Source organism: Streptomyces sp. NPDC048001, from assembly GCF_043203115.1.
In the GTDB taxonomy this organism is placed as follows: domain Bacteria; phylum Actinomycetota; class Actinomycetes; order Streptomycetales; family Streptomycetaceae; genus Streptomyces; species Streptomyces sanyensis.
The window spans coordinates 172,679-187,417 of record NZ_JBIDBN010000010.1 but is presented as its reverse complement, the minus strand read 5'-3'; the positions used below and the strand labels follow the sequence as shown (position 1 = coordinate 187,417).

The window sequence follows — 14,739 nt, the reverse complement described above, 5'->3', positions numbered from 1 at the left end:
CGGTCAGAGCTTGAGGGCGCGGAGGCCATCGGCCACTCTCTTCAGCAGGTCGCGGTCGGGCAGGGCGGCGGGCGGGACCGGTGGGCGCGCGCTCACCAGCCCCTGGTCGATCAGGGCGGCGGCCAGGACGCGTACGGCGGAGACCGGCAGCCGCAGCAGGGCCGCGCTCTCCATCACCGTGAGCGAGCCGCCGTCGAGCAGGCCCAGCAGGGCCACCTGGGCCGAGGGGAGCCCGGCGGGCGGCGGCCCGCCCGCGCCGGTCAGCACGGACAGCCGCTCCAGACTGTTGCGGCTCGGCCGCGCCACCCCGCCCGTGGACAGATAGGCGGGGACGAGCGGCCGGCCGCTCCGGCGGCCCGTCATACGGGGTAGCCGCCCTCGGCGCCGCGTGGTGCGGCGGCCATGGCCTTCTCGCCCAGCCGCGCCACCTGGGAGTGGACGCGGTGGCCCAGCAGGTCGAGCCGGACCTCGGGGCCTCCGTAGGCGGCCACGCAGGTCCCGTGGTCGGTCGGTGCGACCAGGATGTAGCCGTGGTCGGACTCGACGACCACCTGCCGGAGCTGGGCCGCGGGCGCGTCGGCGAACGCGGCGGCGGCGGTGCGGCAGGCGCCCTGCACGGTGGAGACGATCGCGGCGACGCGGTCGGCGGAGTCCTGCGACAGGGCGGCGGAGAAGCCGGAGACGAGTCCGTCCCTGGTCAGCAGTACCGCGGCGCGCACATGAGGGATCTCCAGGATCGGATCGAGCACCCAGGCCGTGTCACCGGTCTCGCGGCTGTTCATCGGGGGTCGCTCCCTTCGGAGGCGGCGGCCCTGCGGGCCGCGTTGGTGGCGGACTGGAGTGCCCCGAGCGCCGCGGCGGACTCCTCGGGGCTGCGTGAGGGGGAGGCGGGGCGGCGCAGGTCCGCGGGGACGGCGGCAGGGGCGCGCCGACGGCGCCGGGGGAGGCCGTCCTCCCCCAGGGGCTCCGGGGCGGGGTCCGCGGGGGCGTGCCGGGCGGGTGCCGGCGCCGGTTCGAAGGGCGACCGTGCGCCGGGAGCCGGCTCGGGGGAGGCGGGCCGCCGGCGCGTGCCGTCGGCGCCGTCGGGGACGAGGTGCACCTGGTCGGGCTGAGGCTCGTGGTCCTCCTGCTGACGGGTCGTGGGGGCGGCGCTCGCGGACGCCGGGTGGAGCACCGGATCGATGTAGGACAGCAGATGGTTCTTCACGAGCAGGACCGCGCGCACACCGCCGTAGGGGGAGGGGGTCGACAGGTCGACGGTCAGGTCGAACTGCCGGGTGAGCTGGCCGATCGCGGCGAGCCCCATGCGCGGCGGGTCGCCGAGCTCGGACAGCAGGATCGGCTCGCTGCCCGCCACCATCCGCTGGGCGCGTGCCCGTTCGTCGGGGGCCATGCCGACCCCGGCGTCGTCCACGGTCACCGTCACACCGTGGTGGGCCCGTTCGAGGTTGACGACGACGGCCGTGTCCGGGGAGGAGTGGCGCAGCGCGTTGTCCAGCAGCTCGGCGACGATGATGGCCACGGGCTCGACCGCGTGGGAGACCAGTGCGGTGCCCGGCTCCAGATGGTGGTGGACCTGGATGCGGTGGTAGCCGACCAGCCGGGCCTGGCCGCCGGTGACGGCGTCGACCAGGTGGGACTCCTCGCGGGCGAGGCCGACCCAGGCGCCGCAGACCACGGCGGCGACCTGGGCCCGTCGCAGGGACTGCTCGTTCTCGTGGTCGAGGGCGTAGAGGGTCTGCGCCAGTTCGGGGTCGTCGTAGCGCTGCTGGAGGCCGTGGAGGACGTCCTGGAGGCGGTAGAGCCCGGCCTGGATCTCCCGGGTGGTGCCGCGCATTCCGGCGCGGGCGGCGGCGTCCACGCGCTTGCGTTCGTGGGCGATGGCGTTGCGCAGTCCTTCGAGTACGCGGTCGGTCCCGGTGCCGGCCGGGCCCAGCGGCCCCGGCACCTGGACGTGTGCATGGGCGCTCCGGGTCGCCTCGGCCGGCATCCGCTTGGTGACCAGGTGCTCGATCTCCGCGGTGAACGCGGCCGCGGCGCGGTCGAGTTCCTGTCCGGTGGCGTCGAGGCGGGCGCGCAGGGCCTCGATCTCGGCCTGCTGCCGGGCGCGCGCACGGCGGGCGCGCAGGAGCCCGCCGCCGAGGGCGAACGCCGACAGGGTCCCGGCGGCCAGGCCGCCTGCGGCCAGCTCCGGTATCTCGATCATTGTGGTGGACCTCGGGGAAGGCAGGGGGTGTGGTCCACCCGGATGGGGGTGGACCCCGCCAAGTACACACCGCCACCGTGCGATTGTGCTCGGTTTCCGCACAAGATCCTTTTGGATTTGTCCGAACCCTGCTTAAAGTTGATGAAGTGTCGGGGTGTGCCACCGGCCACAAATCGGCCGCACATGGCCTGAAATCCCTCGTGGGTGGAGCGCCCGCTTCCGCCGCCGGACACCTTCCGCCGCCGGGCCGCTCCCCGGGCCGGACCGCTCCCCGGGCCGGACCGCTCCCCGGTCCGGACCGCCCTTTCTGCCGGACCCCGCCGCCGTACCCCGGCTCCCGGACCGCCCCCCGCGGCGGGCCGTCCCGCGCCCGCCCGGACTCCGCACCGAAAGCGGGCATGCGTCGGCCGCGGCGGCTCCCCATCCGCGCCGCCGCGGCCGTTCCCCTCGTGCGGGACTCAGTCCCGCGGGGGTGCGGGCGTGTGGTTGTCGCCCAGCGTCCTGATACCGCCGTCGGCGGGCGGTGCCGGCGTGTGGTTGTCGCCCAGTGTGGTCACCGGGACCGTGCCGGTGCCGGTGCCGGTGCCGGTGCCGGTGCTGCCGCCGTCGGCGGGCGGTGCGGGCGTGTGGTTGTCGCCGAGAAGGGCGAGTTCGTCCTTGTCCCGCTCGATCCTGCTCATCCCAGTCCCCCTGTTCGTACGTCTGGTGAAAGGTGTCCTCCGCCCGGCAGCTCCCCCGAGGGCCGCCGGACGGAAGACGGCGATCCGTCTGCCCCCCGATGCGACGAACCGGCTGCCGCCGAGTCTGTAGGACGAGCATAAACATCCGATGAACGTGCAGCCCGGGCGGTCCCCGGGCGCAGCTACGGGCCCGGGAGGGGCGGATCGGCCGTGCGCCGCGGCACGCCCCGGAACACGTCCGGGGCGTGCCGGCGCAGGGCCGGGGCCCTGCCGGAGGACGGGCCCGGCGGGGCCCTCAGACGGTGCCCAAGGGGCTCAGCAGGCCGCGCACCTGCTCGGCCTCGGCGGAGCCGCTCTGCTCGTGCAGCGCCAGCGCCTCCTGCCAGCAGGCCCGTGCACGGTCGCGCTGCCCGAGGCCGTCGAGGGCCCGGCCGAGGACCGTCAGCACCCCGGCGCGGATGCGGTCCCCGCCGATGCAGCCCGTCGCCAGCGCCTGCTCGGCCGACCGGGCGGCCTGGGCGGCTCCCCCGGAGGCCAGTTGGGCCTCGGCGATCCGGAAGAGGGTCGTCCCCTCCCACAGCCGCTGCCGGTGGGTCCCGAAGCCCTCCAGGGCCTCGTGCAGGCGATCGAGCGCGTCGGCGCACCGCCCGGCCCGGGTGAGCGCGACCCCCAGGGCGTAGCGGGCGTTGGCCAGCCGCAGCGTGTGACCGGTCCGGTGGTAGAGCTCCACGCCCTTCCCGGCGAGCGCGATGGCCTCCTCCGTCCGCCCCAGCGACAGGTGGATGCGCGAGAGGTTGCACAGCGCACTGGCCTCGCCGGGGCGGTTGCCGTCCGCCCGGGACCCCTCTCGGGCATGGCTCAGGTGCTCCTCCGCCTCCGGGTAGCGGCCCTGGTTGAAGGCGATGATGCCGCGGTCGTTGTCCGACCAGTAGACGGGCACCGGGTCTCCGGCCGCCGCCGCCAGCACCCGGGCCTGTGCCGCCTCCTCGTCCGCCAGGTCGTAGCGGCCCGCCACCAGGTGCACATTGGTCAGCGAGGTCCGCGCCCGCGCCTCGGCCCTGCGGTCCCCGGCCGCCCGGGCGGCCCGCAGCACGGCGCCCGTGACCGTCTCGTACAGACGGGAGTTGGCCCCCGACTCGCCCAGGTCCTTGGCGGCCCACAGCAGGTCCACGGCCCGTCGCAGCCGCGGTCCCGCCGCCGCCTGGCGGGCGCAGGCGAGCAGGCAGTGGGCCTCCGCGTAGAGCCAGTCCTGCGCCCCCCGCCGGTCGGCGAAGGCGAGCCCCGCACCGCCGGTGGGCTCCAGATGGTCCGGCAGGCGGTCGCCGGGCCGCTCGATCCCGTACACCCGGGCGGCCGTGCCCAGATAGAAGTCGAGGAGCCGGGAGAGCGCGGCCTCGCGGTCCTCCGCCCGCTCGTCCCGCTCGGCGCAGGCACGCGCGTAGAGCCGCACCAGGTCGTGGAAGCGGTAGCGGCCCGGCGCGGCGGACTCCAGCAGGGAGGTGTCCACCAGGGCCTCCAGCAGGTCCTCCGTGTCGTGCGCGGGCAGATCCAGCACCGCCGAGGCCGCCGCCAGGGAGACGTCCGGGCCGTCCGCCAGCCCCAGCAGCCGGAAGGCGCGCCCCTGGGCGGGCTCCAACTGCCCGTATCCCAGCTCGAAGGTGGCCTTCACCGCGAGGTCGCCCGCCTGGAGTTCGTCCAGCCGCCGCCGCTCGTCCGCGAGCTTCGCCGCCAGCGCCGACACCGTCCAGGTGCGCCGGGCGGCCAGCCGGGAGGCGGCGATGCGGATGGCCAGGGGCAGGAAACCGCAGGCGGCCACCACGTCGAGGGCGGCCTCGCGTTCGGCCGACACCCGCTCCTCGCCCACGATCCGGGTGAACAGCCGCAGTGCCTCGTCCGGTGACATCACGTCCAGGTCGACCAGGTGCGCCCCGGCCAGGTCGACCATGCGGACCCGGCTGGTGACCAGGGCGGCGCAGCCCGCCGTGCCGGGCAGCAGGGGGCGGACCTGGGCGGCGTCGCGCGCGTTGTCCAGCAGGACCAGCACCCGGCGGCCGTCCAGGGCCGAGCGGTAGAGGGCGGCCCGCTCGTCGAGGGTGTCGGGGATGGCCGAGTCGGCCGTGCCGAGGGCCCGCAGGAAGGCGCCGAGCACCGTCTCCGGCTCGGCCGCCCGGCTGGTCGCGCCCTGGAGGTCCACGTACAGCTGGCCGTCCGGGAAGCGGCCGCGGGCCTGGTGGGCGACATGGACGGCCAGGGTGGTCTTGCCGACGCCGCCGATCCCGGCGAGGGCGGACACGGCCATCACCGAGCCCTCGGCGGTCGCCAGCCGGTCGCCGAGTTCGCGGACGAAGGCGTCCCGGCCGGTGAAGTCGGGCACCGTGGCCGGGAGTTGCGCGGGCCGGGCGGGACGGGCGGCGGCCGCGGGCTGCTCGCTGGGGCGGGCGAGTTCCGCGTCGGCCCGCAGGATGCGCTCCTGGAGGCCGGACAGTTCGGGCCGCGGGTCGACCCCCAGCTCCTCGGCGAGCAGCCGTCGGGTGTCCGCGTAGACGGCCAGCGCCTCGGCCTGGCGCCCGCTGCGGTAGAGCGCGAGCATCAGCAGCTCCCGCAGCCGCTCGCGCAGCGGGTGGGCGGCGGTGAGCGCGGTCAGCTCGGAGACCGCCTCCGCGTGGCGGCCGGTCTCCAGGTCCAGGTCCAGACGGGTCTCCAGCAGCTGGATGTTCCATTCCGCCAGCCGGGCGCGGTGGTTCTCGGCGTACGGTCCCGGCACGGTGGCCAGGGCCTCGCCGTCCCAGAGCTCCAGCGCCCCGGCGAGCAGGGCGCGTGCCCGGCCGCGGTCGCCCGCGGCCAGCGCCTTGTGCGCGTCGTCCGCGAGGTCCTCGGCGACGGTCAGGTCCAGGGCGTCCCGCGCGATGCGCAGGGCGTAGCCGCCCGACTCGCTGACCAGGGCCTGCGTGTCGAGCGCCTTGCGCAGCCGGGAGGCGTAGGTGCGGACGGCCGCGAGGGCCTGCGGGGGCGGCTCCGGTCCCCAGATGGCGTCGATCAGCTCCGGTGCCGTGGCGGTCCGCCCCCCGCGCAGCAGCAGGGCCGCGAGCAGGGCGCGCTGCTGCGGGGAGCCGGGCGGCAGGGTGTCCCCGCCGCGCCGCACCCGGACGGGGCCGAGCACGGAGAAGTGCAGACCGGCGGCGTCACCGCCGTGCGGAGCGCGCTGGTCCGGTACGCGTGGCCCGCTGTCACGGCCCATGTGGCTGCCCCCTGCCCGTACTGCCGGAATCGCCCTCGACAGTCTGCCCTGTCGGCGGCGGCCGCGTCAGCAGCGGGGCGCGCCCGGCTCCCCTCGGGGCGGTGTGACACGTGTCCCAGCGCTGGTCAGAGGTGATGGACGGCCGCAGGCTCCGGCCGGGCGGAGGACAGCGGCCCGGACCCGACGCGGTCCTCGCGCCAAAGGCTTTGAGCCGCCGTCCTGGTGCGTGCTGGCCATGACCGACCGGAACCGTCGAAACAGGAGGTGGCCGCGATGGCCGAGGGGAAGCTGGTGCGTCTGAGGGCGATGGGGCCGGAGGACGCCGACGCACTGTGGCGCTGGAACCACGACCCCGAGGTCATGCGCTGGATGGACGACACCTACCCGGCGACCTGGGCGCAGGTCGAGCGTCGGCTGGCCGACCGCCCCCGCAACACCTACGCCGACGTCCTCCTCGGCATCGAGACCCTGGCGGAGGGGCGGCTGGTGGGCCTGGTCGCGCTCCACGGCGCCGAGCCCGAGAAGGGGATAGCCGAACTGGACGTCTACCTCGGCGAGAAGGACTGCTGGGGCAGGGGGCTGGCCACCGACGCGATGCGCACCGCCTGCCGCTACGGCTTCGAGGAGATGCGCCTGCACAAGATCGAGCTGACCGTGGTCCCCGAGAACCGCGCGGCGCTCGGGGTGTACCGGAAGGTCGGCTTCGTCGAGGAGGGCCGTCGCCGCCAGTCCTTCCGCCGCGACGGGGTCTGGCACGACATGATCGCCATGGGGCTGCTCGCGGACGAACTCGTCCGGGCCTGACGGCGGGGCGGACGGGCCGGGGCGGACGGGCCGGGGAGGGCGGGCCGGGGAGGGCGGTTCCGCGCCAAGCCGCCGGGCGGGCCCGCCGCCCGTTCCGCCACCGCGTCGCCCGCCGGACGGGCCCACCCGGGCCCGCACCGGACCTGGCCCACCCCGCGGGCGGGCTCCCGGCCGCCGTCCGGCCGCCCGGACGGGCCGGCGCGGTCCGACCGGAAGGGCGCCGCCGGCTCCCGGCCACCGCGGACCGGCCCCCGACGGAGGACGAGAACCGGACGGCACGGTCGCGACCGGCGACGTGCCGCCCGAACTCGCCTACCGTGTCCCCATGCGGATCGCGACCACGGTCTTCCTCACCGACGAGACGATCACCCCCGTCCGACTGGCCCGCGAACTCGAACAGCGCGGCTTCGCCGGACTCTTCCTCCCCGAACACACCCACATCCCCGCCGCGCGCACCACCCCCTACGCCGCCGGCGGCGAACTGCCCCCCGAGTACACCCGCACCCTCGACGCCTTCGTGGCCCTGGGCCAGGCGGCCGCGGTCACCGACAGGCTCGCCCTCGGCACCGGCATCACCCTCGTCGCCCAGCACGACCCGATCGCGCTGGCCAAGCAGATCGCCACCCTCGACCACCTCTCGGGCGGGCGGTTCACCCTCGGCGTCGGCTTCGGCTGGAACGTGGAGGAGGCGGCCGACCACGGCGTGACCTGGTCCGAGCGCCGGGAACTCGTCCGCGAGCGGATGGCGCTGATGCGGGCCCTGTGGGCGCCCGAACCCACGGCCTACGAGGGCCGGCTCGCCTCCGTCAGCGCCTCGCTGACCTACCCCAAGCCCGCCGGAGGGGCACCGCGCGTGCTGGTCGGCGGTGCGGCAGGCCCCTCGCTCTTCGCCCACATCACCGAGTACGCCGACGGCTGGCTGCCGATCGGCGGCGGGGGCCTGCGCACCTCGGTCCCCGCCCTGCGCGAGGCGTGGGAGCGGGCCGGACGGGACCCCAAGGCGCTCCAGGTCGTCCCGTACGCCGTCCGCCCGGAGCCCGGGAAGCTCGCCCACTACGCGGACCAGGGCATCGAGGAGGTCATCCTGCAACTCCCCCCGGGGAACGAGCTGGAGGTGCTGCGCGCCCTCGACGCCTACGCGCGGTTCCTCTAGGGGCTCTGCCCCGCCCCCTGCGGGCGCTCCCGCCCCGCGGTGCGGCGGACGCGCAGCCGTCGCGCGGACCGCGGCGGGCGCCGGATCCGGCCGGTGGGGATGGGCCGCGGACGGGGCCGCTCGTATGCTCGACGCATGAGCGATCACCAGGGCGACCACCGGGGTGGACGGCAGAACGGACCGCAGGCCGGGAGCGGGGGCGCCCGACCGGCGGCGCGACCCACCGAGAACGCCGTGCGCCGCGCGCTGAAGCGGGCCCGGGACGGCGTCGCGCTCGACGTCTCCGAGGCCGCCGTGCTGCTCCAGGCCCGCGGGGCCGACCTCGACGACCTCACCGCCTCGGCGGCCCGGGTGCGGGACGCCGGGCTGGCGGCCGCCGGGCGTCCGGGCGTGATCACCTACTCCCGGAGCGTCTTCCTCCCCCTGACCCGGCTGTGCAGGGACCGCTGCCACTACTGCACCTTCGCCACCGTCCCCGGGAAGCTGCGCCGGGACGGCCACGGGATGTTCATGTCCCCCGACGAGGTCCTGGAGATCGCCCGGCGCGGAGCCGAACTCGGCTGCAAGGAAGCCCTGATCACCCTCGGCGACAAGCCGGAGGACCGCTGGCCCGAGGCGCGCGAGTGGCTCGACGCCCACGGCTACGACGACACCCTCGCCTACGTCCGGGCCATGTCGGTGCGCATCCTGGAGGAGACCGGGCTGCTGCCCCACCTCAACCCCGGGGTGCTCGGCTGGACCGACTTCCAGCGCCTCAAGCCCGTCGCGCCCTCCATGGGCATGATGCTGGAGACCACCGCCACCCGCCTGTGGTCCGAGCCCGGCGGCCCCCACCACGGCTCGCCCGACAAGGAGCCCGCCGTACGGCTGCGGGTGCTGGAGGACGCGGGACGCTCCTCCGTCCCCTTCACCACCGGCCTGCTCATCGGCATCGGCGAGACCTACGAGGAGCGGGCCGAGTCGCTGTTCGCCCTGCGCCGCGTCTCCCGCGCCTACCACGGTATCCAGGAACTGATCCTGCAGAACTTCCGCGCCAAGCCGGACACCCCGATGCGCGGCATGCCGGACGCGGAACTCGACGAACTGGTGGCCACCGTGGCCGTCGCCCGGCACATCATGGGGCCCTCCGCCTGCCTCCAGGCACCGCCCAACCTGGTCGACGGCGAGTACGCGCGGCTGCTGGGCGCCGGGATCGACGACTGGGGCGGTGTCTCCCCGCTCACCGTCGACCACGTCAACCCCGAGCGCCCCTGGCCGCAGATCGAGGAACTCGCCGCGCAGTCCGCCGCCCTGGGCTTCGAGCTGCGCGAACGCCTCTGCGTGTACCCCGAGTTCGTGCACCGGGGCGAGCCCTGGCTCGACCCGCGCCTCAGGCCCCACGTGGCCGCGCTCGCCGACCCGGACACCGGGCTGGCCCGGGAGGACGCCCGCCCCGCCGGCCTCCCCTGGCAGGAGCCCGACGAGGCGTTCACGGCCGCCGGGCGCACCGACCTGCACCGCACCATCGACACGGAGGGCCGCACCGGCGACCGGCGCGCCGACTTCGACCACGTCTACGGGGACTGGGAGGCGCTGCGCGAGGCCGCCGCCCCCGGCATGGCGCCCCAGCGCATCGACGCGGACGTCCGGCGGGCCCTCGCCACGGCCGCCGACGACCCCACCCGCCTCACCGACGACGAGGCGCTCGCCCTGCTGCACGCCGACGGCCCCGCGCTGGACGCGCTGACCCGGATCGCCGACGACCTGCGCCGCGACACCGTCGGCGACGAGGTCACCTACATCGTCACCAGGAACATCAACTTCACCAACGTCTGCTACACCGGCTGCCGGTTCTGCGCCTTCGCCCAGCGCCGCACCGACGCCGACGCCTACACCCTCTCCCTGCGCCAGGTGGCCGACCGGGCGGCCCAGGCGTGGGACGTCGGGGCCGTCGAGGTCTGCATGCAGGGCGGCATCCACCCCGACCTGCCCGGCACCGCCTACTTCGACCTGGCACGCGCCGTCAAGGAGCGGGTCCCCGGGATGCACGTCCACGCCTTCTCCCCCATGGAGGTCGTCAACGGCGCCACCCGCACCGGGCTGTCCATCCGGGAGTGGCTCACCGCCGCGAAGGAGGCCGGCCTGGACTCCCTCCCCGGCACCGCGGCGGAGATCCTGGACGACGAGGTCCGCTGGGTGCTGACCAAGGGCAAACTGCCCGCCGCGACCTGGATCGAGGTCGTCACCACCGCCCACGAGCTGGGCATCCGCTCCAGCTCCACGATGATGTACGGGCACGTCGACCAGCCCCGCCACTGGCTCGGCCACCTGCGCACCCTCGCGCGGATCCAGGAACGCACCGGCGGATTCACCGAGTTCGTCACCCTGCCCTTCATCCACACCAACGCGCCCGTCTACCTGGCGGGCATCGCGCGGCCGGGACCGACCGTCCGGGACAACCGCGCGGTGACCGCGATGGCCCGGCTGCTGCTGCACCCCCACATCCCGAACATCCAGACCAGCTGGGTGAAGCTGGGCGCGGAGGGCGCCGCCGAGATGCTCCGCTCCGGCGCCAACGACCTCGGGGGCACCCTGATGGAGGAGACGATCTCCCGGATGGCCGGCTCGGGGTACGGCTCGTACCGCTCCGTGCGCGAACTGACGGCGATCGCCGAGGCCGCGGGCCGTCCGGCACGCCCGCGCACCACCCTCTACGGCGAGGTGCCCGAGGAGCGGCGCCGCGCGGCCGCGGCCTCGGACGGGCACCTTCCGGAGCTGCTGCCCCTGCTGCCGGAGTGAGCGCGAGGGGCGTCGGCGGGCCCGGCCGCGCGGCCGCTCCGCCGGGGTCGCGCCGGGGACGGCGGCCCTGGGGCGCCCCGCCCCGTTCGATTACAGTGCTGGCCCGGGCAGAGTGTCCGTTCGACGTCGGGGGAGGGGCACGGTGAGCGCAGCCGCCGCGGCCGTCTGGGGCCGGGCCGAGCAGCAGGACTTCCGGGCCCGGGTCCGCGGCGCCCTCCTCGGCGGTGCGATCGGGGACGCGCTGGGCGCCGGGGCGGCGGGGCGTTCCCTGGAGGAGCTGCGCACGGCCCACGGGCCCGAGGGCCTGGCCGGACTCGTCCCCGTGGACGGGCGCCGGGGCGCGGTCACCGCGGCCACCCAGATGACCCTGTTCACCGTGGACGGGCTCATCCGCGCACAGGTCCGGCGCGACACCGGCGCCTGGCACCCGCCGACCGACCTCCACCGGGCGTATCTGCGCTGGGCCGCCACCCAGCGGGACTGGGGCCCGGACGAGCGCCGCAAGGACAACGGCTGGCTGGCCGCGCAGGAGTGGCTCTACAGCCGCCGCAACCCCTCCCGCACCTGTCTGACCGGGCTCGGCGACACCGCCATGGGCACCCTCCAGGCACCCAGGAACCCCACCGCGCGAGGCCCGGGCGCCCTGGTGCGGTCGGCGCCGTTCGGGCTGCTCGTGGGCTGGGAGCCGGAGCTGGTGTGCCAGCTCGCGGTCGAGTGCGCGGCACAGACCCACGGGCACCCCACGGCGTACCTGTCGGCGGGGGCCTTCGCCGTGGTCGTCCACGGCCTGGCCCGCGGGGAGACGCTCGACGGCTCGGTGCAGCGGGCTCTCGCCCTGCTGGCGGCCCGGCCGGGCCACCAGCCCGTGACGGACGGCCTGCGGGAGGCGCTCGGCGCGGTGCGCCAGGGCATACCGGGCCCGGGGCGGGTGGCGGACCTGGCGGGCAGCGGGTACGCCGAGGAGGTGCTGTCCGTGGCGGTCTACTGTGCGCTGGTCGGCGAGGACATGGGCCACGGACTGCTGCTGGCCGTCAACCACGACGGCCCCTCGGACGCGACGGGCACCGTGTGCGGGGCGCTGCTCGGCGCCCTGCACGGGGAGGCCGCGCTGCCCCCGGCCTGGCTGTGCGAGCTGGAGGGGCGGGGCACCCTCCTGGAGATCGCGGACGACTTCGCCATGGAGATGACCCAGGGCCCCGCCCTGCACGGCCCGGGGGCGGCTGCCCCGGGCTGGCTCGCCCGCTACCCGCGCGGGGCCGCCGAACTGACCTGAGGGGCGGGCCCCTTCCACCGCCGCGACCCCGCAGCCGGGCGGGGTCCGACCCCGCGCCGGACAGGGCCGGGCCCCCTCGGCCGGGACGGCGATACCAGTCGAGAGGGCTCACAGAAGCGTGGCGCGGTGCGCGCGGGTTTCGCACGCCGGACGGCTCGGACCGGCAGGGTGCCCGCGCTGGTGGCGGCTGCACCCTCCTGCGCCTGGCCGGTTCCCGTCGGGCGGTGCCTCAGCCGAGGTCGACCGCGCCCCGTGCGACCTCGCTGACGAACGAAGTCCACGATCCGGGCCCGAAGGAGAGCTCGGGGCCCTCGGTGACCTTGGAGTCGCGCACGGAAATCGCCTGTACGACAGGGGACTTGACTTCGACGCAGGCACCGTTGCCCGTGGAGTACGAGGACTTCGTCCAGGTCTCCGTGGCACCCTGAATGATGGCCATGATTGCTCCGCTTCGGCGAGTGGGGGTGATGTGCGCCAACGTTCTCGCTGGCGTGATCGACGCTACTCGCCGGGCCGGGCGGGTGAGAGGGGCGTTCACTCGACCGGATGGTATACATCAGGCGCCTCTTCCGTGACGCCCGTCTCGTGGTGTACCTTTCCGCGCTTCAGTCCGCGAACTCCTCCGGATCGTCCTGAGCGTATTCCTTGGCGATCTTCGAGATGAACTGGCGCGTCTGGTCCGCGTTCAGGGCCTGGGCGCGCAGGTGCTCGTACATCACGCTGTACTTCTGCACGTCGTTGGCCTTCTCCAGGTACAGGTCGCTCGTCACGCCCTCGATGTAGACGACGCTCGAGTCCGAGGTGTCCGGGAACTCCAGGATCGCGTACTGCCCGTTGATGCCGGGGTGGGCGCCCATCTCGAACGGCAGCACCTGCACCGTCACGTGCGGCTGGTGGGACATCTCGACCAGGTGCTCCAACTGCTCCCGCATCAGCTGCCGTCCGCCGACGCGGCGACGCAGAGCCGCCTCGTCGATCACGGCCCACAGCCGCAGCGGCGGGTCCGCGTCGTGGACGCGCTCCTGCCTGCGCAGCCGTACGCTGACACGCTTCTCCACGTCGGGCAGCCCGCTCTCCGGCAGCGCGCCCGCGATGAGCGCCTCCGCGTATCCCCGGGTCTGGAGGAGCCCGGGCACCACCTGCGGCTCGTACACGCGCAGGCTGGCCGCGTCGGTCTCCAGGCCGATGTAGACGCTGTAGGGGATGTCGCCGAAGGCGTGCCACCAGCCCTGCTGGCGCGAGTCCTTGGCCATCTGCATCAGGGAGTCCACGATGCGGTGGTCCTCGACCTCGTACACCCCGCACAGGTCGCGGACGTCGCGCTGGCTGATCGAGCGGCGTCCGTTCTCCAGGCGGCTGATCTTGGACTGGGAGACGAGGAGTCGCTCGGCGACCTCCTCCGCCGTCATGCCCTTCAGTTCGCGGAGCCGGCGCAGCTCCTGGCCCAAACGGCGCCTCCTGACGGTGGGGTTGACGTTGGACGCCACGGAAACTGCACCTCCGGCTGCGTTGCCTCGTGTTCGCTGTGCGTATCTACCGTTCAGCAGACTGCCACCAAAGGGCGGGCCGCCGCTGCGAAACGGCCGTAAACGCGAACGCGCGGAACAGCGAAGACGCTGTTCCGCGCGTTCTGCGGCTCCCGGACCGGGTCATGGGGACGTCGGTGCGGCGGTATCGCGGTGGTGCGGTGCGTGCGTGTCCGGGCGCCGTACGGCACGAGCGGTGCGTCGCCGGCCGGTGCCCGGTGCGGGCGGGGCCGTGGGTGCCCGGCCGCCGGCGCGGGTACGCCGGCCGTCCGCGCCTCGGGGGCGCGGCTCAGTGCGCGGCGACGCGGGCCATGCCGGTGCGGCGCGGCTGCATCGGCACGGGCCCGGTCTGGCGGGCCCCGCCCGCCGCCGGCTGCCCGCGGCGCGGCTGCGCGGCCGCGCCGTTCTGGACGTCCATCACGGCGTGCGCCACCAGGCCGCCCATCGGGTCGTGCCTGATCAGGTCCCGCAGCCGGGACCGAGAGGAACGCCCCTCGTTGCCGGGGTACAGGTGCTTGCCGAGGCCGACCGCATGGGCCAGGGCGGCGAGCGCCGCGGTCCGCGGGTCCGGTGGTACGCCGGTACGGATCGCGCTGTCCAGCCGGGCCCGGATGTCACGGCTGATCGCCGTGTCCGTCGCCTGGTAGCGCGTCGTCGGCAGCACCCCGCACATCTGGCCCTCGACGGCATGCACCATGCCGCAGCGTTCCAGGTGCGAGAGGTAGATCTGGCGCAGCCCCAGCCGGGGCCCGCCGATCCAGTGGACCGCCCGGACCGGGCTGCCGCGCCTGCGCAGCAGCTCCAGTGCGGAGTCCAGTGTCGGATCTCCGGTCGGCCGTGGCATCACCACGGCGATACGATCCCCGTCAGGGGCTATCCGTCCTGCCAGAGCCAGCTCCACTAGCTGAGCTCCTGCCAGGCCGAGGTCGAGCGACTGCGGCTGCGCCGTGGTACCCGTGGCCGGGTCCAGAGCGAGCAGCAGAAGCTCTTCCGGAAGTGTTCTGCGGCTCCTGCCCATCCATGCCTCCCCGCGTGGATGAGTGACAGGGTGACCCCTCTCACATTGGTCTGTCGAGGGGGC

At 75.1% G+C, this 14,739-nt stretch carries 12 protein-coding genes; 4 read left to right on the top strand and 8 right to left on the bottom strand.

Annotation, left to right across the window (positions count from 1 at the left end; translation table 11 throughout):
• Positions 1-3: 3 nt before the first annotated feature.
• From ACGF15_RS20135 to ACGF15_RS20115, 5 genes are all read right to left on the bottom strand, one after another.
• Positions 4-363, bottom strand: coding sequence for a DUF742 domain-containing protein (locus tag ACGF15_RS20135; protein WP_345613412.1), 360 nt, complete (start codon positions 361-363; stop codon positions 4-6).
• Positions 360-782, bottom strand: a complete 423-nt coding sequence (locus tag ACGF15_RS20130; RefSeq protein ID WP_256524062.1) for a roadblock/LC7 domain-containing protein — start codon at positions 780-782, stop codon at positions 360-362. Before ACGF15_RS20130 ends, ACGF15_RS20135 begins: the two co-directional genes overlap by 4 nt.
• A complete protein-coding gene (locus ACGF15_RS20125) occupies positions 779-2,206 on the bottom strand; it encodes an ATP-binding protein (protein ID WP_345613370.1) in 1,428 nt (475 codons plus the stop codon). The genes ACGF15_RS20130 and ACGF15_RS20125 overlap by 4 nt, the downstream gene beginning before the upstream one ends.
• A gap of 458 nt (positions 2,207-2,664) precedes the next feature.
• Positions 2,665-2,886, bottom strand: coding sequence for a hypothetical protein (locus ACGF15_RS20120; RefSeq protein ID WP_345613368.1), 222 nt, complete (start codon positions 2,884-2,886; stop codon positions 2,665-2,667).
• A 295-nt stretch (positions 2,887-3,181) separates the two neighbouring features.
• Positions 3,182-6,124 (bottom strand): BTAD domain-containing putative transcriptional regulator, encoded by a 2,943-nt coding sequence (locus ACGF15_RS20115; RefSeq protein ID WP_345613366.1) that lies wholly within the window; start codon positions 6,122-6,124, stop codon positions 3,182-3,184.
• Positions 6,125-6,397: 273 nt separating this feature from the next.
• Here ACGF15_RS20115 and ACGF15_RS20110 point away from each other — a divergent pair, with 273 nt between their 5' ends.
• From ACGF15_RS20110 to ACGF15_RS20095, 4 genes are all read left to right on the top strand, one after another.
• Positions 6,398-6,928: a GNAT family N-acetyltransferase gene (locus ACGF15_RS20110; RefSeq protein WP_392800640.1), complete on the top strand. Its 531-nt coding sequence runs from the start codon at positions 6,398-6,400 to the stop codon at positions 6,926-6,928.
• A 325-nt stretch (positions 6,929-7,253) separates the two neighbouring features.
• Positions 7,254-8,081, top strand: a complete 828-nt coding sequence (locus ACGF15_RS20105) for a TIGR03619 family F420-dependent LLM class oxidoreductase (RefSeq protein WP_392800637.1) — start codon at positions 7,254-7,256, stop codon at positions 8,079-8,081.
• A 135-nt stretch (positions 8,082-8,216) separates the two neighbouring features.
• Positions 8,217-10,859, top strand: coding sequence for a bifunctional FO biosynthesis protein CofGH (locus ACGF15_RS20100; RefSeq protein ID WP_362613188.1), 2,643 nt, complete (start codon positions 8,217-8,219; stop codon positions 10,857-10,859).
• Between the two features lie 142 nt (positions 10,860-11,001).
• The gene (locus ACGF15_RS20095) at positions 11,002-12,132 is read left to right on the top strand and encodes an ADP-ribosylglycohydrolase family protein (protein WP_345613358.1); all 1,131 of its coding nucleotides are present in this window, start codon (positions 11,002-11,004) and stop codon (positions 12,130-12,132) included.
• A 229-nt stretch (positions 12,133-12,361) separates the two neighbouring features.
• Here ACGF15_RS20095 and ACGF15_RS20090 read toward each other — a convergent pair whose 3' ends face one another.
• From ACGF15_RS20090 to ACGF15_RS20080, 3 genes are all read right to left on the bottom strand, one after another.
• The gene (locus ACGF15_RS20090; protein ID WP_345613356.1) at positions 12,362-12,571 is read right to left on the bottom strand and encodes a DUF397 domain-containing protein; all 210 of its coding nucleotides are present in this window, start codon (positions 12,569-12,571) and stop codon (positions 12,362-12,364) included.
• A 166-nt stretch (positions 12,572-12,737) separates the two neighbouring features.
• Positions 12,738-13,619, bottom strand: coding sequence for a helix-turn-helix domain-containing protein (locus ACGF15_RS20085; protein ID WP_392800632.1), 882 nt, complete (start codon positions 13,617-13,619; stop codon positions 12,738-12,740).
• A gap of 328 nt (positions 13,620-13,947) precedes the next feature.
• The gene (locus ACGF15_RS20080) at positions 13,948-14,676 is read right to left on the bottom strand and encodes a GPP34 family phosphoprotein (RefSeq protein WP_345613352.1); all 729 of its coding nucleotides are present in this window, start codon (positions 14,674-14,676) and stop codon (positions 13,948-13,950) included.
• Positions 14,677-14,739: the final 63 nt, after the last annotated feature.

Bases quoted from the DNA above. Each gene is read 5' to 3' on its own strand.
- ACGF15_RS20135 (WP_345613412.1), bottom strand. From the start codon at position 363: ATGACGGGCCGCCGGAGCGGCCGGCCGCTCGTCCCCGCCTATCTGTCC.
- ACGF15_RS20130 (WP_256524062.1), bottom strand. From the start codon at position 782: ATGAACAGCCGCGAGACCGGTGACACGGCCTGGGTGCTCGATCCGATC.
- ACGF15_RS20125 (WP_345613370.1), bottom strand. From the start codon at position 2,206: ATGATCGAGATACCGGAGCTGGCCGCAGGCGGCCTGGCCGCCGGGACC.
- ACGF15_RS20120 (WP_345613368.1), bottom strand. From the start codon at position 2,886: ATGAGCAGGATCGAGCGGGACAAGGACGAACTCGCCCTTCTCGGCGAC.
- ACGF15_RS20115 (WP_345613366.1), bottom strand. From the start codon at position 6,124: ATGGGCCGTGACAGCGGGCCACGCGTACCGGACCAGCGCGCTCCGCAC.
- ACGF15_RS20110 (WP_392800640.1), top strand. From the start codon at position 6,398: ATGGCCGAGGGGAAGCTGGTGCGTCTGAGGGCGATGGGGCCGGAGGAC.
- ACGF15_RS20105 (WP_392800637.1), top strand. From the start codon at position 7,254: ATGCGGATCGCGACCACGGTCTTCCTCACCGACGAGACGATCACCCCC.
- ACGF15_RS20100 (WP_362613188.1), top strand. From the start codon at position 8,217: ATGAGCGATCACCAGGGCGACCACCGGGGTGGACGGCAGAACGGACCG.
- ACGF15_RS20090 (WP_345613356.1), bottom strand. From the start codon at position 12,571: ATGGCCATCATTCAGGGTGCCACGGAGACCTGGACGAAGTCCTCGTAC.
- ACGF15_RS20080 (WP_345613352.1), bottom strand. From the start codon at position 14,676: ATGGGCAGGAGCCGCAGAACACTTCCGGAAGAGCTTCTGCTGCTCGCT.